The organism is Sphingomonas nostoxanthinifaciens, assembly GCF_019930585.1.
Taxonomy (GTDB): domain Bacteria; phylum Pseudomonadota; class Alphaproteobacteria; order Sphingomonadales; family Sphingomonadaceae; genus Sphingomonas_I; species Sphingomonas_I nostoxanthinifaciens.
Map to the genome: position 1 here is coordinate 3,646,852 of NZ_CP082839.1, position 18,149 is coordinate 3,665,000.

Here is an 18,149-nt window from a genome sequence, read left to right on the forward strand (position 1 = left end):
TCAGGCGGCTTCGCGGTTCTTGAAGCGCCAGCTCTCGTTGCCGGTCTCGACGATGTCACAGTGGTGGGTGAGCCGGTCGAGGAGCGCGGTCGTCATCTTGGCGTCGCCGAAGACCGTGGGCCACTCGCCGAAGGCAAGGTTGGTCGTCACCACCACTGAGGTCCGTTCGTAGAGCTTGCTGACGAGGTGGAAGAGCAGCTGGCCGCCCGAGAGCGCGAAGGGCAGGTAGCCAAGCTCGTCGAGGATGACGAGGTCGAGCCGCGACAGGTGGTCGGCGATGCGCCCAGGGCGCCCGGCACGGGCCTCGGCCTCGAGCTGGTTCACGAGGTCGACGGTGTTGTAGAAGCGGACCCTCGCTCCGGCCCGGACGCAGGCACGCCCCATGGCGATGGCGAGATGCGTCTTGCCCGTCCCGGTGCCGCCGACCAGCACGACGTTGCGCTGCGCCTCGAGGAAGGCACCCGTGCCGAGATCGCGGACCAGGCCTTCGTTGATGCCGGTGCCGGCGAAGTCGAAGTCGGCGAGCTCCTTGGCGAGCGGCAGCTTGGCGGTCGTCATCTGGTAGCGGATGGAGCGGGCCTGCTTCTCGTCTATCTCGGCCTTGAGCAGGTCGCCGACGACGCGCTGAGCGGAGTGCTGCCGCTTCACGGCATCGGCGACGACCTCGTCATAGGCATGGCGCATGCCGACGAGCTTCAGCGTTCCCATCATCTCCAGGATGGCGTGACGTTCCATAGGACCTCCTCAGGCTGTCGTAGCGGGCGCAGTCGGCGACGGGCTCGCGGCCGAGCCGCAGAGCCTCGGGCGTGGCGATGGTGGCGGGAGCGGCGGTCTGGCGCTGGCGGGTGAGCACGTTGAGCACGACGTCGCGGCTGACGGTGCCGCCGGCGAGCGCCTCGGCACAGGCCGCCTCAACGGCATCCAGCCCGTCCGTCGTCACCGCCGCCAGGATGCCCACCATCTGGCGGTCGCCGTCGGCATGGCCCGCCAGCCTCCGCCTGACGCGTTCCAGCGCCACCGGCAGCGGCCAGTCCTTGAAGGGGGCGCCGTTCCTCAACGCGCCGGGCTTGCGTGCCAGGACGGGCACATAGTGCCACGGGTCGTAGACCGTCTGGTCGCGGCCGAAGCGCCGGGCATGCTCGCCGACGACCTCGCCCTCCTGCCGGATGACGATGCGCTCGGCATAGGCGTGCACCTCGACCGGGCGCCCCGCCGCCTTCGCGTGCACCGAGTATTTATTGTAGTCGAAGCGGACCAGCAGCGTCTTCGACACCGCCGCTGGCAGGGCGTGGAAGCCGTCAAAGGGTCCGCGGTAGGCGATGAGCGCAGGCCGGTCGGCCGCCTCGAACACCTGCTGGACCGTGCAGTCCCTGAGCTCGGGATGCGCGGCACGCTGGGCATGGACGGTGCAGCGGTCGAGCAGCCAGGCGTTGAGCTCGTCGTAGCTCCTGAAGCGCAGCCGCGGCGTGAAGAAGCGCTCGCGCACCAGCCCGACCTGGTTCTCGACCTGCCCCTTCTCCCAGCCCGATGCCGGCGTGCATGCCACCGGCTCGACCAGGTAGTGGCCGCACATCTGCTGGAAGCGCCGGTTGTAGCGCCGCTCACGACCGACGAAGATGGCGTCCACCGCGGTCTTCATGTTGTCGTAGATGCCGCGCTGACAGGCGCCGCCGAAGAAGGCGAACGCCCGGTCGTGGGCGTCGAACACCATCTCCTGGCTCTCGCGCGGGTAGGCCCGCACGAAGAACATCCGACTGTGGCAGAGCCGCATGTGCGCGACCTTCACCGTCGTCGTCACGCCCGCCATGACGACGACCTCATGGCTCCAGTCGAACTGGTAGGCCTCGCCCGGCGCAAAGCTCAGCGGCACGTAGGCCGCCGCCGTGACCGCCGACCGCTCACGCTGCCATGCCGTGGCATAGCGGCGAACGGCATCGTAGCCGCCACGGTAGCCTAGCCCCTGAAGCTCCTCGTACACCCGGACCAGCGTCAGGCGCTCGCGCCGCTGCTTGCGCTCGTTGGCCTCCAGCAGCCGCTCGAGATCCGCCGACCATGGCCCAAGCTTCGGCAGCGGCTGCACCGTCCGCTCGTAGGAGAAGTCCGTCTCGCCGGACCGCAGCACCTTGCGCACCGTGTTCCGCGACACCCGCAGGTCGCGCACGATCTCCTTGATGCTCTTACCCTTGACGTAGAACTCGCGCCGGATGCGCGCCACCGTCTCCACGACCAGCATTCTCCCCGACCGCTCCTGCGCAAAGCGCCGGGCGTGAACCGCTCAGTTCAGGGGGGTCAATTTTGCACGCCGATCAGCCCCGAACGGGGTCAACATTGCAGGCCGATTCACAGCGCTCGCTCGCTCGAGCCGGCTGGTCGCCAAGGTGGACAGCGCCGCCGTCCAAGACGGGTTCGACCTCTACCTCCACGGCTTCATCGTCGCCGACGACGGGCGCTGGGTGGTCGTGCAGCAGGGCATGAACGGCGACCGCAAGCAGGCGCGTCGTTACCATTGGCTCTCCGAAGGACTTGAGAGTTTCGTCGACGCACCGCACGCCGCGGTCGAGGGCGCCAATCAGGGCCGGATCGTCAACCTGACCGACCGGCGCGCCGCCGCCTCACGCGACCGGCAGCTGGACCTTATCAGGGATGCTGGTCCCGACGGGATCGTCCGCGAACTCTCCCGGCTTCAGCCCATGAGCACCAAGGCACCTGCACCGCCCGCACAAGCCACGCTGCCGCACCTAATCATGCCGGATCATCACGAGGTCCGGGCCGAGGACGTCGTCGAGCGCCGGCTGCATGGCGCGCTGGCGGCTGCTGCCGATCGAGGACCCAAGGACTTCGCCGAACTGCTGCTGGTGCCGGGCATCGGCGTGCGCACCGTTCGCTCGCTCGCGATGGTGGCGGAGGTAGTTCACGGTGCTCCCTGTCGCTTCAGCGACCCTGCCCGCTTCAGTCTCGCGCATGGCGGCAAGGACCGTCACCCCTATCCCGTGCCGACGCATGTCTATGATCGGACGATCGCGGTCATGAAGAATGCGGTCGACGCCGCAAAGCTCGGCCAGGACGAGAAGCTGGCGGCGATCCGACGCCTCGACCAGCAGGCGCGGCGCCTCGAAGCCACCGCGACCGGCCCTTCGGTCGACGCGCTGATCGCGGACGAGCGCGGCCGCTCACACGCGTTCGGCGGCCGCAGCGTGTTCGGCTGGGAGCAGCCGGCACAGCCGCAAGCCGACGACAGCGCGGCATGATGGCCATGGCGGACCTGTTCGACCTGGCTGCGCTGCCCGGCCTCGCGTCACAGGACGATCTGATCAGCGAAGCCGAGGAGCGGATGCTGATCGAGGCGATCGACGCGACCGCGCTCTCGCCGTTCCGCTTCCAGGGCTGGACCGGCAAGCGGCTGACCAGCTCCTTCGGCTGGCGCTACGACTTCGACGCGGGGCGGCTCGAGCGCGGCGAACCCCTGCCGGAGTGGCTGCTGCCGATCCGGGATCGCGCGGCTGCCTTCGCCGGGCTACCCGCGGACGATCTCGTCCAGGCCTTGCTGATCCGCTACGATCCAGGCGCCGGCATCGGCTGGCATCGTGACCGGCCGGCATTCGAGCATGTGGTTGGGCTGTCGCTGGGTGCGGAGGCGACGATGCGCTTTCGCCGCCGGGTCGGCACCCGCTTCGAGCGCGTCGGCGTGCCCCTGCCGCCCCGCGGCGCCTATCATCTCAGCGGTGAGGCCCGCCAAGAGTGGGAGCACAGCATCGTCGAGATGGACCAGGCACGCTGGTCGATCACGTTCCGGAGCCTGCGGGTCAGGTCCTCCTAGCCGGCGTCGTCCAAATGAGGGCTGTCGCCAGTTTCGGCTTCGTCCGCATCAGGCAGCTTCAAGGCAAGAGAGCCGATATTGTCACCGCGGATCTCGATCATCGAGACCCCTTCCACGATCAACGCGTGCTGCGGGATGAGAATCGCGTCCTCCTGATGCGTCAGGTCCAAAGCGAGCCATGCGCGTACCGCTTTCTCGAGGCTCGTCACCTCGACAAGCTCTTCAAGGCCGCGCGGTACGTTCTCCAGCGCGGCGCTCATGCGCCAATTGATGTCGGGCGATGCCGCATCGCCCCAGCTTGCTTCGACCATCGTCTCGGATCTCCGCTCACGATATTGGACGTTCTCCTACGCCGCGCGCAACCCGCGTCTCAACGGCAATTCTTCTAGTGAGCTTCGCTCACGCGGGGCAAACAACCGACGAGAAGCGATCAGATGTTAGGTTCGGCATCGCTGACGAAGCGGTAACTCTTCTGCTCGAACCCGAGGGCTCGGAAGAAGCCGTTGGCGTTGCGGACCTCGATGTCGCTCATCGCCTCGACCTTTGTGCAGCCTTGGTCGACCATCGCCGACCGGGCAGCATCGACCAGCGCACGGCCAATGCCCTCCCGCCGTTCGTCCTCCGCCACGACGAGCAGCGTCAAGCGGCCGATCGGAGCCTCCTGCAAACCGAGGATGACGTGCCAGGCGACGCAGCCGAGCACCCTGCCCCGCTCGGCGACGATCACGCCGCCGCCAGCGCGTTTGAGCTCGTTGAAACGCGAGGCGAACGTCGCAGCCGAGTCCTGGTCGCCGATCAGCGTCCTGATCTCGTCAAGGTCCGCCTTGGCTGCGGTGCGTGTTGCAAGAACTGGCTCGGGCTCGGGCTCCGGTTGAGGCTCCGGCTCTGGCTCCGGCTCAGGCTCACGCTCAGGCTGAGGTATGGGTTCGGGCTCTGCTTTCGGCTGGCGCGGAGGCGGCGGTTCGGCGGCCTTTTTTCTGGTGGTGAATGCCCCCGGCTTACGTCGCTTGCCCGCTCCCGCCGGCTGACTCGTCCGCTTGTCCTGATCATCGCTCTCGGCCGCTGCCGCAGACACATCCTCAGCCGCCTCAGCATCGTTGGCAGCCACGATTTCGGAGGCGGTGCGGCTCGGCTTTGGACGATCCGGTGTCACCTGTGCGGACTGCGCCCAGGTCGAGACCTCCGCCTTGCGCAGATAGTCGCGGATGTCGGGGGCAAGCGCGGTCAGGCCGTCGGGCCCAAACCCAAACAGCTCCTTGCCGGCACCGTCGGTCAGTCCATAGCGACCATAATCGCCCACGCCGGCCTTGCGCTTGCGCGACTTGACCAGCTTGAGCCCGCGGTGCGCCGCCGCGTCGCGCAGCGCATCATCTTCTCCTTCAGGCACGCTTGCGCGCCGGCGCCTTCGTGGGTTCGGCGGGTGCCTCGGCCTTCGCCTTGGCCGGCTTCTTCGCAGCCGGTTTCTTCTTGGGTGCTTCGTCGGGCGCGTCAGGCTTCGCTGCGGTGGCCGATGACCCGAGCGACTTCTTGAGCGCCGCCATTAGGTCGACGACGTTGCTGCCGCGCGGATCGGCGGCCTTGTCGTCCTCGATCTTGATGGTCTTGCCCTTCCGCTTCTCCTCGATCAGCTCCTTCAGCGCATCGACATAGCGGTCGTGGAAATCGCTGGCGTCGAAAGCGCCGGTCTTCTTGTCGATCAGCGTCTGCGCGAGGTCGAGCAGGTCGTCGTCGGGCTTGGTCTCGCCGATGTCGCGGAAGTAGCTCGCCGCCTTGTGGACCTCGTCGGCGTAGCGCAGCGTCTCCATGACCATCCCGCGACCGCAGCCCTTGATGCTGACGACATATTCGCGGCCGCGCATCGCCAGCTGGCCGAGCCCGATCTTGTGGCTGCGCTTCAGCGCCTCGCGCAGCACCACGAACGCCTCCTCGGCGAGGTCGTCGGCCGGCACCACGTAGTATGGCTTGTCGAAGTAGATCGGGTCGATCTCGTGGCTGTCGACGAACTGGGTCAGTTCGAGCGTCTTCTTGCTTTCCAGCTTGACGCCTTCGATCTCCTTATCGTCGAGGAGGACATACTCGCCCTTGGCGTATTCGAATCCCTTGATGATCTTGTCGACGTCGACCGGGCCGATACCCGGCACGGTCTTCTCATATTTGATGCGCTGGCCGGTCGGCTCGTAGATCTGGTGGAACGCGACCGCGGCCCCGCTCTTGGTCGCGGAGAAGATCTCGACCGGGATCGAGACCAAAGCGAGCCGGATCTGGCCCCGCCAGTAGGGACGTGCGGCCATGCTTCTGCTCCTGAGTCCGATCGATGCCGCAACCCGCGGCTTGAAAGACTATCTGCCCCGTGATCGGCTGCGCGCGAAGGGAAATCGGTCGCGGATCACATCGTTGAAGTAGGTCCCCTTCGACGCCGCCGCCTTGAACCCCTCCGCGACCTCAGCCGGAACATCGTCGTAGGTATAGACCTTGCCGCTGACGAAGCGCACGGCGAGGCGCTGTTCCTCCTTGTCGTAGACGAAGCTCTGGATCACGCTGGACGGCACGAAGGCAGGAACGCCGCTATGTGCCGATCTCTCCGGCGCAAACCAGCGACAGGAACGCTAAACCGGAGATCTTGTCCTTGGCGATTGCCGCATCATGACCGCACCGGCCTCGGCGCCCATGGAGGCGAAGCTCGTCACCGAGCTGCCGGAGGAGCCCGGCTGGCAGTTCGAGCCCAAGTGGGACGGGTTCCGCGCACTGGTGTTCCGCGACGGCGATGCGGTTGAGCTTCTGTCGAAGTCGGGCAAGTCGCTCGCTCGCTACTTTCCCGAGATCGTGGCGCTGGTCGCCGGGATCGACCAGGCGCGGTTCGCCCTCGACGGCGAGCTGATCCTGCCGGTCGGCGACATATTGTCGTTCGATGCGCTGCAAGCGCGGCTCCATCCCGCAGAGAGCCGGATCACGAAGCTGTCGCGAGAGACCCCGGCGCAGCTGATGCTGTTCGACTGCCTGCACGACGGCGAGGACGATCTGCTGACCAAGCCGCTCGCGGAACGCCGCCCGACGCTGGAGGCGTTCCATGCCCGCCACGGCGATCCCTCGCTGCTGCTGTCGCCTTGCGGCGATCTCGCGGCGGCGTGGGCGTGGCTGGCGCAGAGCGGCGGGGCGCTCGACGGCGTCGTCGCGAAGCGGCTCGATGAGCCGTACCGCCCCGGCGAGCGTGCGATGCTCAAGGTCAAGCAGCATCGGACGGCGGACTGCGTGGTCGGCGGATTCCGGCGCGCGAAGGACGGGAACGGCGTCGCCTCGCTGCTGCTCGGGCTGTATGACGATGCCGGCCGCTTGAACCATGTCGGGTTCACCTCTGGGATCGCGGCGGCAGATCGCGTTGCGCTCGCCGCCAGGCTCGAGCCTCTGATCGGAGCCCCTGGCTTCACCGGCAAGGCGCCCGGCGGCCCCAGCCGCTGGAACAATGGCGAGGAGAGTGAATGGGAGCCGCTGCGCAGCGAGCTCGTCGTCGAGGTCCTCTACGATCAGGTTACAGGCGCACGCTTCCGCCATGGCACCCGCCTGTTGCGCTGGCGTCCCGACAAGGCGCCGGAGCAGTGCACGATGGAGCAGCTCGTCTACGAGCTGCGCCCCGCCGAGCTGGCGACGCTCGATCGATGAGCCGGCCACCAAGACATTCCTGCTAGGACGAGAGCTGCCATGGCCCGAACCTCCACAACCGAATCGTCGGCGACCGATAGCCTCGCCACCTACCGCGCCAAGCGCGACTTTGCGAAAACCGACGAGCCCGCTGGCGCGACCAAGCCGACGTCCGGCAATGGCTTCCTGGTTCAGAAGCACGACGCGACCCGGCTCCACTACGATTTCCGCCTCGAGCTCGACGGCGTGCTGCTGAGCTGGGCGGTGACGCGAGGACCGAGCTCCGATCCGGACGACAAGCGGCTTGCGGTCAGGACCGAGGACCACCCGCTCGACTATGCGACCTTCGAGGGCACGATCCCCAAGGGCCAATATGGCGGCGGCACCGTGATGCTGTGGGACAATGGGACATGGGAATCGATCGCCGGCAAGGATCCGCGCAAGACCATCCCCGAGGGGCATCTCCACTTCATCCTCCATGGTCATCGCATGAAAGGCGAGTGGATCATGATCCGGCTGAAGCCACGCGGCCGCGAAAAGGGCGAGAACTGGCTGCTGCGCAAGGTCGCCGACGAGCATGCCGGCGGCTCGGACGACCTCGTGACGACGCACCTCACCGGCGTCGAGAGCGGGCTGACCATGGCCGAGATCGCGGCCGGCAAGAAACCGACGAGGAAGCGGGCCACCGCCACCAAGGCGGAGCCGCCGGCAGCATCTGCTCCCGCGCCGGCACGTCGGACGAAGAAAGCCAAGCCGGAAGGCGTCGCCCCGCCGTTCCGGCCGGTCCAGCTGGCCACGCTCGTCGACCATGTGCCCGCCGGCAACGCCTGGCTGCACGAGATGAAATATGACGGCTACCGCACGCTGATCTCGATCGGCGGCGGTGATGGCCGCGCGTACACGCGCTCGGGCCTCGACTGGACCGACAAGTTCGCGCCCGTCGTCGCGGACGCCGCCACGCTCGATGTCTCCTCGGCACTGCTCGACGGCGAGGCCGTCGTGCTTGATGCCGAGGGCCGGACCAGCTTCCAGGCGCTGCAGAATGCGCTCAAGGAAGACCCTGGCTCGATCCTGTACTACGCCTTTGACCTGCTCGCGCTCGACGGTGACGACCTGACCGACCGGCCATTGACCGAGCGCAAGGAGAAGCTCGCCACCCTGATCGGCTCGGGCACGTCCAAGATCCGCTACTCCGATCACATCGTCGGCCGCGGCGAGGAGCTGTTCGGCACCTTCTGCGAGGCCGGGCTGGAAGGCGTCATCTCCAAGCGGGCCGATGCGAAGTATGTCGGCTCGCGCTCGGGCAGCTGGGTCAAGACAAAGTGCATCAAGCGTCAGGAGTTCGTGATCGTCGGCTGGACGCCGTCGGACAAGCAGCGCGGCTTTCGTGCGCTGCTGCTCGGGGTCAACGAGAATGGCAAGCTGCGCTACGCCGGCAAGGCCGGTACCGGCTACACCGCCGACGAGATCGACAAGCTGATGGGCCTGATGACGCCGCTCGAGGTCAAGACGCCTACCGTCGAGGCCCCGCGCGCGGCGGTGCGCGGCGCCCACTGGATCCAGCCCAAGCTCGTCGCTGAGATCGCGTTCATGGAGGTGACCGGAGACGGCGTGCTGCGCCACTCGAGTTATCTCGGGCTACGCCTCGACAAGAAGGCGGAAGCCGTCGTCGTCGAGAAGGAAGCCCCAGTCGCCGAGGTGGAGGCCGCCGCCACGGCACCGGCGGCAACGAAGGTTCGCGTCACCAACCGCGAGCGCGTGATCTTCCCCGAGGGCAAGATCACCAAGGGCGAGCTCGCCGACTATTACCAGGCGGTGTCGGGGATCATGCTGCCATGGGCGGGCAGCCGTCCGATCAGCCTGGTCCGTTGCCCGCAGGGGCGCGGCAAGAAATGCTTCTTCCAGAAACACGACGCCGGCAGCTTCGGCGATCACGTCCACCATGTCGGCATCCGGGAAAAGGACGGACACGACGAGCCCTATCTCTTCATCGACGATGCGGAGGGGCTGGTCACCTGCGTGCAGATGGGCACCATCGAGTATCACGGCTGGGGCGCGCGCATCGAGGACGTTGAGAAGGCCGACCGGCTGGTGTTCGATCTCGATCCGGACGAAGGCCTCGAGTTCAAGGATGTCATCTCCGCGGCGTTCCACGTTCAGGAGCTGCTCGGGCAGATGGGGCTGGTGACCTTCCCGATGGTGACCGGCGGCAAAGGCGTCCACGTCATCGCGCCGCTCACACCCCAGGCCGAGTGGCCGGCGGTCAAGGACTTCGCCCACCGCTTTGCGCAGGTGCTGGCGCAGACCGAGCCCGACCGCTTCACCGCCGCGCTCGCCAAGGCCAAGCGCACCGGTCGCATCTTCGTCGACTATCTGCGCAATCAGCGCGGCGCGACCGCGGTGATGCCATACAGCGCCCGGGCCCGCGAACATGCGCCGGTGGCGGTGCCGATCACCTGGGAGGAGCTGCGGACGCTCGACGGCGCCTCGCGCTGGCATGTCGGCGACGCGGCGGAGTTGCTGAAGCGGGCGGCGTCGAAGGATCTGATCGGCTGGGGGCGCGCCGACCAGGTGCTGCCGGACCTGTAGGATGAAGATCGCCACCTACAACGTAAACGGCATCAACGGCCGCTTGCCCGTCCTCCTCCGCTGGCTCGAGGAGGAACAACCCGACATCGTCTGCCTGCAGGAGCTGAAGGCGCCGGACGAGAAGTTCCCGGAAGTGCCTATCCGCGATCTCGGCTACGATGCGATCTGGCACGGTCAGAAGAGCTGGAACGGTGTCGCCATCCTCAGCCGCGTCGGCGAGATCCACGAGACCCGGTGCGGACTCCCGGGCGATCCCGATCCGACGCAGAGCCGTTACCTCGAAGCCGCCGTCAACGGCGTGCTGATCGCCGGGCTCTACCTGCCCAACGGCAATCCGCGGCCCGGACCCAAGTTTGACTACAAGATGGCCTGGTTCGACACGCTGATCGAACACGCCGCAGCGCTGTTCGCCTCAGGCGCTCCCGTCGTGCTTGCCGGTGACTTCAACGTGATGCCGACCGAGCGGGACGTCTACAAACCCGAGCGCTGGACCGAGGACGCGCTGTTCGCGCCCGAGGTTCGCGCGGCGTTCTTCCGCCTGCTCGAGCAAGGTTGGACCGACGCGCTGCGGACCATTCATCCGGACGAGACGATCTACACTTTCTTCGACTATTTCCGGAATGCCTATGCGCGGAATGCCGGCCTGCGCATCGATCACTTCCTGCTCAGCCCGGCGCCGGCCGAGCGGCTGGTCGACGCCCAGGTCGACCGCGAGGTGCGCGGCTGGGAGAAGACCAGCGACCACGCGCCGGTCTGGATCGAGCTCGCCGACGAGGCGAAGCCACCGGCCCCGGCACGGCGGAAAGCCAAGGCAAGGCCCGCTTCCTCCACCTGATCGGCCAGTTTGGAAGGCGTGTTACGCAACCACTGTCGCTACCGACTCGACATGGTATGTTCCAGGGCATGCCGGTCATGACAGCTTCGAAAACGGACATTGCGCCGGCGCCGTGGGACGATAAGCCGCAGGTCGATTTTGTCGTCGTCGATGTAGAAACCGCATGCTCGCGTGTCAGCAGCATCTGCCAGATCGGGATCGTCGGCTTTCGGGATGGTTCGGAGGTGTTCGCGTACGAAAGCCTCGTAGATCCGTGCGATGAGTTCTCGTCGTTCAACACGCGGATCCACGGCATCAGCTGCGATCACGTCTTTGGGCAACCCACCTTTGCCCACATCCACGCAGTCGTCGATGGCCATCTCTCAGGTCGGACCACTGTAGCGCACTCCCTTTTCGATAAGGGAGCGCTCGCCGCCGCCTGCCGCGTGCATCGGCGCGAGATGATCGAGACGACATGGCTCGACAGCGTGCGGGTCGCCAAGCGCGCCTGGCCCGACCTTCCCAGCCACCGGCTGAATGTGCTCACCCGCTTCCTCGGGGTCCGCCACAAGCATCATGATGCATTGAGCGATGCTCGTGCCGCCGGAATGGTGATCGTGAAAGCGATCGATCACACCGGGATCGATCTGGCCACTTGGCTGAAGCCAACGCAGCCGCGCGGGGGTCCGGCACCGAAAGCGGCAGCAGATGGCCACCTCAAAGGGCATCGCGCCGCAATCCTGGGCGCGCCACGTGACGGCGCCCTGGGTCTTTGGTTGGCTGGGATGGGTGCCCGGGTGGTTGCGTCGATCGGCACGACATCCACGATGCTCGTTATCAGCAAGGATCAGCCGTTCGGCAGGTTCGCTCCCAGCGGCCCTTATCGGCGCGCTGAGGAGCTACGACGCAACGGCTCCGCAATCGAGATCGTGGCAGAGGACGATCTCCGTGCGCGCTTCTCCCTTGATGCGGCCGTCGCAGCATAGGCGTACGCACCTTTCGTGCTCGAGCGCAGATCAGCACCTCGAAATTGCCTCTCGGATCGGACATGCTGGCGTCATGGCTACCGACAAACACACCGCCACCTTCATCGTCGACCAGCTCTCCGCAGCCGGTGACGTTTCGGCCAAGCCGATGTTCGGAGAATATGGCCTATACTGCGACGGCAAGATGTTCGGGATGATCTGCGAGGGCCAGCTCTTCATCAAGCCTACCACAGGCGGGCGGGGGTTCGCCGGGAGCATCGAGGAGGCCCCACCTTATCCTGGTGCGAAGCCGTGCCTGCTGGTCGACGCCGATCGGTGGGACGATGGCGACTGGCTCGCCGAACTCGTCCGGATCACGACCGCGGAGCTGCCTCTTCCCAAGCCGAAGCCGCCTCGCAAGCCAACGTCAGGCTGAGCCGGCGTGCAGGCGGTGTAACGCCCGTCTACCGCAGCTGGCTGTCCTTGCTCCCGCGCCGGTTGAAGGCGGAAAGCGTCGGACGGCTGTCGCGCTCCGACTGGCACTGTACGCACGTACGCACGCCTGTCAGGGCGCGGCGGCGGGCCTCGGGGATCTCGTCGCCGCACTCCGTGCAATGCGTCTCCCCACCCCCCGCCGGTATGCGCGATCGTGCGAACAGAACGGCGTCGGTGACCGTGTCGTCGATCTGATCCTGGATCGCGCCATCTCTTGTCCAACCGCCTGCCATCTCTTCCGTCCGTTCTGGTGTTCCTCAGGCCTGGAAGATGGGCAGGCAGCGGGTACAATCCAACCGCCCAGGACCTATGGGCCACGGCGGCGTTTATCGGTGCGCTGCCTGAGCCCGCTTCAAGTAGCCACCTGGAACCTCAGGCGAAGAGACCGTAGCAATGGCGCGAACCTTGAGGAGATGCCGATGTCCGACGATTACGCCCATGGGCGGCGTGATGGTCTGCGGCTGGCCCTGGCAATCCTTGCGGCGGAAGAAGCTAAATGGTCGGCATTGCTCGGCGAAAGCCCGTCATGGCGAACCAACGCGGTGCGCAAGGTCCGGCACAAGACATTCCAGGTAGCGCAAAGCCGGGTGCAGACCGCGCTCCATCGGGTCACGCCCAGGAACGATCCTGCGATCGACGCGGAGCTGGCCTCAGCCCTCAAGAAGGTCGGGCTCTAGCCACCGGAGCAGGTGCAATCTCGCGCACCATCGTCGATCTTCCTCAGATATTGCCCCAAGAGATCGAGGAGACCGCGCGTTGAAGAAGAAAGATGATGATGCTGAACGACATCCTGGTACCGACCTACACCCAGATGCTGGGTGCGCTTTCGGCGTGGCTGGGCAAGGCCGAGGAAACTTCGCGCGACCGAGCCCAAGCGCTGCTCATCGCCCGCCTCGCTCCCGACATGTTCCCGCTCTCGACCCAGATCCGGTTCGCGTGCGTGCAGGCGCAGGAAGGGGTGTTCCGGCTGCGGCAGGAGACGTTCCCGCCCTCGATCGCGGTGCTGCTGGACGAAGGCCGCAACGCGTCCGAGCATCCTGGCTCCATCACGGATGCACGCACCAGGATCGCCGAGACCCTGACGCTCGTAGAGGCGATCGCAGCGGACACGCCGGGGATCGATCCCGCGACACCGATCGCTCACGCGCTTCCGCAGGGCATGGTGTTCGACCTTACCGCCGAGCAATATGTCCGCGACTGGGCGTTGCCCCAGTTCTACTTCCACGTCATGACCGCCTACGCCATCCTGCGCGCTCAAGGCGTCGAGCTGGGCAAGACCGACTATGTCGCGCACATGTTCGCGTACTTGCGGCCCGGCACAGAGCCTTCGCGGTAGGGCGACCGATTCTGCGTCAAGCCACTCCCCTCCTCGTCCGCGATTGAAGGCGGGTCGTTGCACCGGAACGACAGATCCGGCGTTAGGTCGTCAGTCATTCCGGCGGTGAGACCAACATGAAGATCGTGACGCTTCCAGGCGGAGAGACGGTGCCGGCGCTCGGCCAGGGCACCTGGATGATGGGCGAGCGGCACGATCGCCGCGGCGACGAGATCGCGGCGCTGCGCACGGGCGTCGAACTCGGCATGACGCTCATCGATACGGCCGAAATATATGGCGACGGTGCGGCCGAAACCCTGATCGGCGAAGCGCTCGGGGACGTGCGCGACCAGCTGTTCCTGGTCAGCAAGGCCGATCCGCAGAATGCCTCGCGCAAACGTCTCGGCGGTGCCTGCGAGGCCAGCCTGAAGCGGCTCGGCACCGACCGGCTCGACCTGTACCTGCTCCATTGGCGCGGGGGGGTGCCGCTCGGCGAGACCGTAGAGGCGATGGAAGCGCTGAAGGCCGAGGGCAAGATCCGGTACTGGGGCGTCAGCAACCTCGATACCGACGACATGGCAGAGCTCGTCGCGGCGGACGGAGGCGCCTGCGTGACCGACCAGATCCTCTACAATCTCACGCGGCGGGGTGCCGAACACGACCTGCTGCCCTGGCTTGCGGAGCATGGCATCCCCACCATGGCGTACAGCCCGGTTGAACAGGGACGGCTCCTTGCCGATCCCACCCTCGCCAAGGTCGCAGCCGCGATCGGCGCGACCCCGGCGCAGGTCGCACTTGCCTGGGCAATGCGCCACGACGGCGTGATCGCCATTCCGAAGGCAGGCTCGGTTGCTCATGTGCGAGAGAACCGTGCGGCTGCGGATCTCGTCCTCTCGGACGCCGATCTTGCGACCCTCGACGCGGCTTTCCCGCGCCCGCGCAATCGTCGCCCGCTTGAGATGCTCTGAGCTTTCGGCGATGGCGCTCTTCTTCACCGCCGACACGCACGTCGGCGACCATCGCACGATCAACATCCACCATCGGCCGTTTGCCGATGTGGCGGCGATGGACGCGGCGATTGTTGCCGGCTGGAACGAGGTGGTCGGTCCCGAGGACGAGATCTGGCACCTTGGTGACGTCGCACGCCGGTCGGCGGACGTGCCAGCCTTGCTCGCTCGGCTCAACGGCACCAAGCATCTCGTCCGCGGCAACAATGACGATCCTGGGACCGGTGAAGCCGCCGGCTGGGCGAGCGTTCAGGACTATGCCGAACTGACGCACGACGGTGTCCTGCTGGTGCTGTGCCACTACCCGTTCAGGAGCTGGAACGGGCAGCATCGCCGCTCGATCAACCTGCACGGCCATAGTCACGGCAAGCTGAAGCCATTGCCGCGCCAGTTCGACGTCGGGGTAGACGCTCGTCATTTCCGGCCCACGACGCTCGCGGCGCTCGTCGGGCGAGCCTCGGTCGACGTCGAGCCTGGCGAGAACCTCGCTCGGCAGAACCCGCCAACACGATCGCGTGAGGCGGCAGCGTGAGCGCAGACGCTTACCCGGTTACGCCGGACGGCCGCTATTTCGAGGTTCGCGGCCGCCTGTGGCGGCGATCGAACCCGAGCCTGCCGGAAGAGCAGCGCGCCGCGTTGGTGAGCGAACTCATGACGGCGAGACGGGCGGTAGGAGCCGCGTTGCGTGCCGCCGACAAAGCGCACCTTGCCGAGGCACGTGCCCAGGTCGATCGCGCCAAGGTGGCGCTCGGCGAGCGCGGGCCGGTGTGGTGGCGGGACGGCTCGCCCGATCTCAATCGCCATCTCGTCGTCAACACTCCGTATGCCAGTTGGCTGAGCGAGCAGGATAGCGCACCATGACGAACGACCCGCTGCCCGAGCTGCCCGCCGGTGCGTTTTCGAAGCAGGATTCAGGCGACGATCTCGCTTTCTACGCTCCACCGCGGCTGGTCACGCATATCGACGAAGGAGCGGTGGCGGCGCTGACCGCCTGTTATCGGGAGCGGCTCCCGGAGAACAGCCAAGTGCTCGACCTCATGTCGAGCTGGGTCAGCCACCTGCCATCCGACCGATCCTACGCCGCTGTCGTCGGTCACGGCATGAACGCCGAAGAGCTCGCCGCCAATCCAAGGCTGGATGGCTGGTTCGTGCAGGACCTCAATCGCGAAACATCACTGCCGCTGGACGATCAATCGTTCGATGCCGCGCTCTGCTGCGTCGGTGCGCAATATCTCCAGCAACCCATCGCGGTGTTCGCCGATGTACGCCGCGTGTTGACGCCGGGCTCCCCGTTCATTGTCAGCTTCTCGAACCGTTGCTTCCCGACCAAGGCCGTCGCCATCTGGCGGTCGCTCGATACGAACGGACATGCCGCATTGATCCGGCTCTACCTCGAGCGCGCCGGCTTCCGCGACATCACGGTCGAGTTGCTTGCCGATGGTGGTGGGAGCGACCCATTAGTCGCTGTCATCGGCCGGGCCTGACTACCAGAAGCGAGTGCCAGGGAAACCTTCGGGAGCTCCATTGAGATCGGCCAGGCTTCAACCCGATCGAACACCTGGGTTGAGACGCCACGCGCTCGCTCTCGACTCGGCATCGATCACCGGGGCGTCTGACTGGTACGAACGCGCGAGGACCGCCAATGATAACCGCCACTTCGATCCCGCGCGCTTCCACGCTGCTTCCACCGGCAAGTTGGCGCGATCTGCAGCAGACAGCGAAAAGCCCGCTAAGTCTTTCGACTTGCGGGCTTTTTGTTGGTTGCGGGGACAGGATTTGAACCTGTGACCTTCAGGTTATGAGCCTGACGAGCTACCGGGCTGCTCCACCCCGCGACAACTGGTGTTGGCCCCGGGCCTGGATCCCGGACCGAAGGTCCGCAAGGCCGACCGGCCGTCCGAGCTTATGCGAGGATAGCCAAAGCCGCGGATGCGGCTGCCGGCGCCTGAGGCGCAAAAGGTAACATTGTGAATGGGTTAATCAGCGTTCGCGCCGGCTTCAAAGCCTGGCGGCGACCTACTCTTCCATCGCTTAAGCGATAGTACCATCGGCGCTGTCTGGTTTCACGGCCGAGTTCGGGATGGGATCGGGTGGGTCACAGACGCTAAGGCCACCAAGCTATGGGGCCGGCGCGGATGCTGATGGGTCAGAAATCGATGCGTGCACACTAACACTATGCCGAGCCGAACCACGTGATCGCCGACAATGCTGCGGACAGCCCTGTCATTGATGGTGGAACTCTCAAGCGCGAATAGGACAATTAGTATCGGTTAGCTCCATGGGTTACCCCACTTCCACATCCGATCTATCAAGGTCGTGGTCTTCGACCGTCCTAAGATATCTTATCTCGAGGGGAGCTTCCCGCTTAGATGCTTTCAGCGGTTATCTCGTCCGTACATAGCTACCCTGCTGCGCTCTTGGCAGAACGACAGGTGCACCAGAGGTACGTTCATCCCGGTCCTCTCGTACTAGGGACAAGTCCTCTCAAATATCGACGCCCACGGCAGATAGGGACCAAACTGTCTCGCGACGTTCTGAACCCAGCTCACGTACCACTTTAATTGGCGAACAGCCAAACCCTTGGGACCTGCTCCAGCCCCAGGATGTGATGAGCCGACATCGAGGTGCCAAACAACCCCGTCGATATGAGCTCTTGGGGGTTATCAGCCTGTTATCCCCGGCGTACCTTTTATCCGTTGAGCGATGGCCCTTCCACGAGGGACCACCGGATCACTATGACCGACTTTCGTCTCTGCTCGACTTGTCAGTCTCGCAGTCAGGCTGGCTTATGCCATTGCACTCTAACAGCCGGTTTCCAACCGGCCTGAGCCAACCTTCGCGCGCCTCCGTTACTCTTTGGGAGGCGACCGCCCCAGTCAAACTACCCGCCACAGAGGGTCCCTGATCCAGTTTCATGGATCGAGGTTAGACATCAGAAAACAACAGGGTGGTATTTCACCTATGGCTCCACCAGATCTGGCGACCTGGCTTCAAAGCCTCCCACCTATGCTACACAGTTCTTTCCTAATGCCACTCTGAAGCTGCAGTAAAGGTGCACGGGGTCTTTCCGTCTAACCGCGGGTACTCCGCATCTTCACGGAGAATTCAATTTCGCTGAGCATGTTCTGGAGACAGTGGGGAAGTCGTTACGCCATTCGTGCAGGTCGGAACTTACCCGACAAGGAATTTCGCTACCTTAGGACCGTTATAGTTACGGCCGCCGTTTACCGGGGCTTCATTTCGATGCTTGCACATCTCCACTTAACCTTCCGGCACCGGGCAGGCGTCAGACCCTATACGTCGTCTTGAAGCCGACTTAGCAGAGCCCTGTGTTTTTGCTAAACAGTCGCTACCCCCTGGCCTGTGCCCCCCAACAGAGCTTGCGCTTAGTTGGGGCCTCCTTCTTCCGAAGGTACGGAGGCAATTTGCCGAGTTCCTTCAGAACACTTCTCTCAAGCGCCTTGGTATACTCTACCAGACCACCTGTGTCGGTTTCGGGTACGGTCTATAC

Annotated in this window: 20 protein-coding genes, 1 tRNA gene and 2 rRNA genes (1 of these 23 running past the window's edge); 13 read left to right on the plus strand and 10 right to left on the minus strand. The window is 65.5% G+C overall.

The window, feature by feature from the left end:
* Both istB and istA read right to left on the minus strand, forming a co-directional pair.
* On the minus strand, positions 1 to 735 hold the full coding sequence (gene istB, locus K8P63_RS17235; protein WP_223796966.1) for an IS21-like element helper ATPase IstB: 735 nt from the start codon (positions 733 to 735) through the stop codon (positions 1 to 3).
* The gene (gene istA / locus K8P63_RS17240; RefSeq protein ID WP_223796967.1) at positions 668 to 2,233 is read right to left on the minus strand and encodes an IS21 family transposase; all 1,566 of its coding nucleotides are present in this window, start codon (positions 2,231 to 2,233) and stop codon (positions 668 to 670) included. Before istA ends, istB begins: the two co-directional genes overlap by 68 nt.
* A 145-nt stretch (positions 2,234 to 2,378) precedes the next feature.
* Between istA and K8P63_RS17245 the strand changes: the two genes are divergently transcribed.
* Both K8P63_RS17245 and K8P63_RS17250 read left to right on the plus strand, forming a co-directional pair.
* On the plus strand, positions 2,379 to 3,248 hold the full coding sequence (locus tag K8P63_RS17245; protein WP_263282656.1) for a DUF763 domain-containing protein: 870 nt from the start codon (positions 2,379 to 2,381) through the stop codon (positions 3,246 to 3,248).
* Positions 3,245 to 3,817 (plus strand): alpha-ketoglutarate-dependent dioxygenase AlkB, encoded by a 573-nt coding sequence (locus K8P63_RS17250; RefSeq protein WP_398287874.1) that lies wholly within the window; start codon positions 3,245 to 3,247, stop codon positions 3,815 to 3,817. Before K8P63_RS17245 ends, K8P63_RS17250 begins: the two co-directional genes overlap by 4 nt.
* On the opposite strand, the gene K8P63_RS17255 is transcribed toward K8P63_RS17250, so the two are convergent.
* The 4 genes from K8P63_RS17255 to K8P63_RS17270 all read right to left on the minus strand — a co-directional run bounded on the left by K8P63_RS17255 (position 3,814) and on the right by K8P63_RS17270 (position 6,354).
* Positions 3,814 to 4,128: a hypothetical protein gene (locus tag K8P63_RS17255; protein WP_223797233.1), complete on the minus strand. Its 315-nt coding sequence runs from the start codon at positions 4,126 to 4,128 to the stop codon at positions 3,814 to 3,816. The genes K8P63_RS17250 and K8P63_RS17255 overlap by 4 nt on opposite strands.
* Before the next feature lie 119 nt (positions 4,129 to 4,247).
* Positions 4,248 to 5,204 carry a GNAT family N-acetyltransferase gene (locus tag K8P63_RS17260; protein ID WP_223797234.1) on the minus strand — a complete coding sequence of 319 codons (957 nt, stop codon included), beginning with the start codon at positions 5,202 to 5,204 and terminating at the stop codon, positions 4,248 to 4,250.
* Positions 5,197 to 6,108 carry a non-homologous end joining protein Ku gene (gene ku / locus K8P63_RS17265; RefSeq protein WP_223797235.1) on the minus strand — a complete coding sequence of 304 codons (912 nt, stop codon included), beginning with the start codon at positions 6,106 to 6,108 and terminating at the stop codon, positions 5,197 to 5,199. The genes K8P63_RS17260 and ku overlap by 8 nt, the downstream gene beginning before the upstream one ends.
* A gap of 48 nt (positions 6,109 to 6,156) precedes the next feature.
* A complete protein-coding gene (locus tag K8P63_RS17270) occupies positions 6,157 to 6,354 on the minus strand; it encodes a KTSC domain-containing protein (protein ID WP_263282657.1) in 198 nt (65 codons plus the stop codon).
* 106 nt (positions 6,355 to 6,460) lie between these two features.
* On the opposite strand from K8P63_RS17270, the gene K8P63_RS17275 reads away from it, so the two are divergent.
* The 5 genes from K8P63_RS17275 (at position 6,461) to K8P63_RS17295 (ending at position 12,257) form a co-directional block, all read left to right on the plus strand.
* Entirely contained in the window at positions 6,461 to 7,474 is a 1,014-nt protein-coding gene (locus K8P63_RS17275) for an ATP-dependent DNA ligase (RefSeq protein WP_223797237.1), read from the plus strand.
* 39 nt (positions 7,475 to 7,513) lie between these two features.
* Entirely contained in the window at positions 7,514 to 10,042 is a 2,529-nt protein-coding gene (ligD, locus tag K8P63_RS17280; protein ID WP_223797238.1) for a DNA ligase D, read from the plus strand.
* A 1-nt stretch (position 10,043) separates the two neighbouring features.
* On the plus strand, positions 10,044 to 10,877 hold the full coding sequence (gene xth, locus K8P63_RS17285) for an exodeoxyribonuclease III (protein WP_223797239.1): 834 nt from the start codon (positions 10,044 to 10,046) through the stop codon (positions 10,875 to 10,877).
* 77 nt (positions 10,878 to 10,954) lie between these two features.
* Positions 10,955 to 11,842: an exonuclease domain-containing protein gene (locus K8P63_RS17290; RefSeq protein WP_223799865.1), complete on the plus strand. Its 888-nt coding sequence runs from the start codon at positions 10,955 to 10,957 to the stop codon at positions 11,840 to 11,842.
* 73 nt (positions 11,843 to 11,915) lie between these two features.
* Positions 11,916 to 12,257, plus strand: a complete 342-nt coding sequence (locus tag K8P63_RS17295; protein WP_223797240.1) for a TfoX/Sxy family protein — start codon at positions 11,916 to 11,918, stop codon at positions 12,255 to 12,257.
* A 28-nt stretch (positions 12,258 to 12,285) separates the two neighbouring features.
* On the opposite strand, the gene K8P63_RS17300 is transcribed toward K8P63_RS17295, so the two are convergent.
* A complete protein-coding gene (locus tag K8P63_RS17300; protein WP_223797241.1) occupies positions 12,286 to 12,549 on the minus strand; it encodes a DksA/TraR family C4-type zinc finger protein in 264 nt (87 codons plus the stop codon).
* A gap of 186 nt (positions 12,550 to 12,735) precedes the next feature.
* On the opposite strand from K8P63_RS17300, the gene K8P63_RS17305 reads away from it, so the two are divergent.
* From K8P63_RS17305 to K8P63_RS17330, 6 genes are all read left to right on the plus strand, one after another.
* The gene (locus K8P63_RS17305; RefSeq protein ID WP_223797242.1) at positions 12,736 to 12,993 is read left to right on the plus strand and encodes a hypothetical protein; all 258 of its coding nucleotides are present in this window, start codon (positions 12,736 to 12,738) and stop codon (positions 12,991 to 12,993) included.
* A gap of 95 nt (positions 12,994 to 13,088) precedes the next feature.
* Complete coding sequence (locus K8P63_RS17310; protein ID WP_223799866.1) at positions 13,089 to 13,652, plus strand: DUF1993 domain-containing protein; 564 nt, start codon at positions 13,089 to 13,091, stop codon at positions 13,650 to 13,652.
* A gap of 116 nt (positions 13,653 to 13,768) precedes the next feature.
* Positions 13,769 to 14,599 carry an aldo/keto reductase gene (locus tag K8P63_RS17315; RefSeq protein WP_223797243.1) on the plus strand — a complete coding sequence of 277 codons (831 nt, stop codon included), beginning with the start codon at positions 13,769 to 13,771 and terminating at the stop codon, positions 14,597 to 14,599.
* Between the two features lie 10 nt (positions 14,600 to 14,609).
* Complete coding sequence (locus K8P63_RS17320; RefSeq protein WP_223797244.1) at positions 14,610 to 15,170, plus strand: metallophosphoesterase family protein; 561 nt, start codon at positions 14,610 to 14,612, stop codon at positions 15,168 to 15,170.
* Entirely contained in the window at positions 15,167 to 15,499 is a 333-nt protein-coding gene (locus K8P63_RS17325) for a hypothetical protein (protein ID WP_223797245.1), read from the plus strand. Before K8P63_RS17320 ends, K8P63_RS17325 begins: the two co-directional genes overlap by 4 nt.
* Complete coding sequence (locus K8P63_RS17330) at positions 15,496 to 16,122, plus strand: class I SAM-dependent methyltransferase (protein WP_223797246.1); 627 nt, start codon at positions 15,496 to 15,498, stop codon at positions 16,120 to 16,122. The genes K8P63_RS17325 and K8P63_RS17330 overlap by 4 nt, the downstream gene beginning before the upstream one ends.
* A gap of 274 nt (positions 16,123 to 16,396) precedes the next feature.
* Here K8P63_RS17330 and K8P63_RS17335 read toward each other — a convergent pair.
* From K8P63_RS17335 to K8P63_RS17345, 3 genes are all read right to left on the minus strand, one after another.
* Positions 16,397 to 16,473: transfer RNA gene (locus K8P63_RS17335), tRNA-Met, on the minus strand.
* Positions 16,474 to 16,641: 168 nt separating this feature from the next.
* Positions 16,642 to 16,756 (minus strand): 5S ribosomal RNA (rrf, locus tag K8P63_RS17340).
* Positions 16,757 to 16,878: 122 nt separating this feature from the next.
* Positions 16,879 to 18,149: ribosomal RNA gene (locus K8P63_RS17345) — 23S ribosomal RNA — on the minus strand; it runs 1,523 nt beyond the window's last position.

What these genes read in the sequence shown, in the direction of transcription:
- istB (WP_223796966.1), bottom strand. Translation starts at nt 735, where the DNA reads ATGGAACGTCACGCCATCCTGGAGATGATGGGAACGCTGAAGCTCGTC.
- K8P63_RS17255 (WP_223797233.1), bottom strand. Translation starts at nt 4,128, where the DNA reads ATGGTCGAAGCAAGCTGGGGCGATGCGGCATCGCCCGACATCAATTGG.
- K8P63_RS17275 (WP_223797237.1), top strand. Translation starts at nt 6,461, where the DNA reads ATGACCGCACCGGCCTCGGCGCCCATGGAGGCGAAGCTCGTCACCGAG.
- K8P63_RS17315 (WP_223797243.1), top strand. Translation starts at nt 13,769, where the DNA reads ATGAAGATCGTGACGCTTCCAGGCGGAGAGACGGTGCCGGCGCTCGGC.
- K8P63_RS17305 (WP_223797242.1), top strand. Translation starts at nt 12,736, where the DNA reads ATGTCCGACGATTACGCCCATGGGCGGCGTGATGGTCTGCGGCTGGCC.
- K8P63_RS17300 (WP_223797241.1), bottom strand. Translation starts at nt 12,549, where the DNA reads ATGGCAGGCGGTTGGACAAGAGATGGCGCGATCCAGGATCAGATCGAC.
- K8P63_RS17330 (WP_223797246.1), top strand. Translation starts at nt 15,496, where the DNA reads ATGACGAACGACCCGCTGCCCGAGCTGCCCGCCGGTGCGTTTTCGAAG.
- K8P63_RS17295 (WP_223797240.1), top strand. Translation starts at nt 11,916, where the DNA reads ATGGCTACCGACAAACACACCGCCACCTTCATCGTCGACCAGCTCTCC.
- ligD (WP_223797238.1), top strand. Translation starts at nt 7,514, where the DNA reads ATGGCCCGAACCTCCACAACCGAATCGTCGGCGACCGATAGCCTCGCC.
- K8P63_RS17290 (WP_223799865.1), top strand. Translation starts at nt 10,955, where the DNA reads ATGACAGCTTCGAAAACGGACATTGCGCCGGCGCCGTGGGACGATAAG.
- K8P63_RS17320 (WP_223797244.1), top strand. Translation starts at nt 14,610, where the DNA reads ATGGCGCTCTTCTTCACCGCCGACACGCACGTCGGCGACCATCGCACG.
- istA (WP_223796967.1), bottom strand. Translation starts at nt 2,233, where the DNA reads ATGCTGGTCGTGGAGACGGTGGCGCGCATCCGGCGCGAGTTCTACGTC.
- xth (WP_223797239.1), top strand. Translation starts at nt 10,044, where the DNA reads ATGAAGATCGCCACCTACAACGTAAACGGCATCAACGGCCGCTTGCCC.
- K8P63_RS17250 (WP_398287874.1), top strand. Translation starts at nt 3,245, where the DNA reads ATGATGGCCATGGCGGACCTGTTCGACCTGGCTGCGCTGCCCGGCCTC.
- ku (WP_223797235.1), bottom strand. Translation starts at nt 6,108, where the DNA reads ATGGCCGCACGTCCCTACTGGCGGGGCCAGATCCGGCTCGCTTTGGTC.
- K8P63_RS17310 (WP_223799866.1), top strand. Translation starts at nt 13,089, where the DNA reads ATGATGCTGAACGACATCCTGGTACCGACCTACACCCAGATGCTGGGT.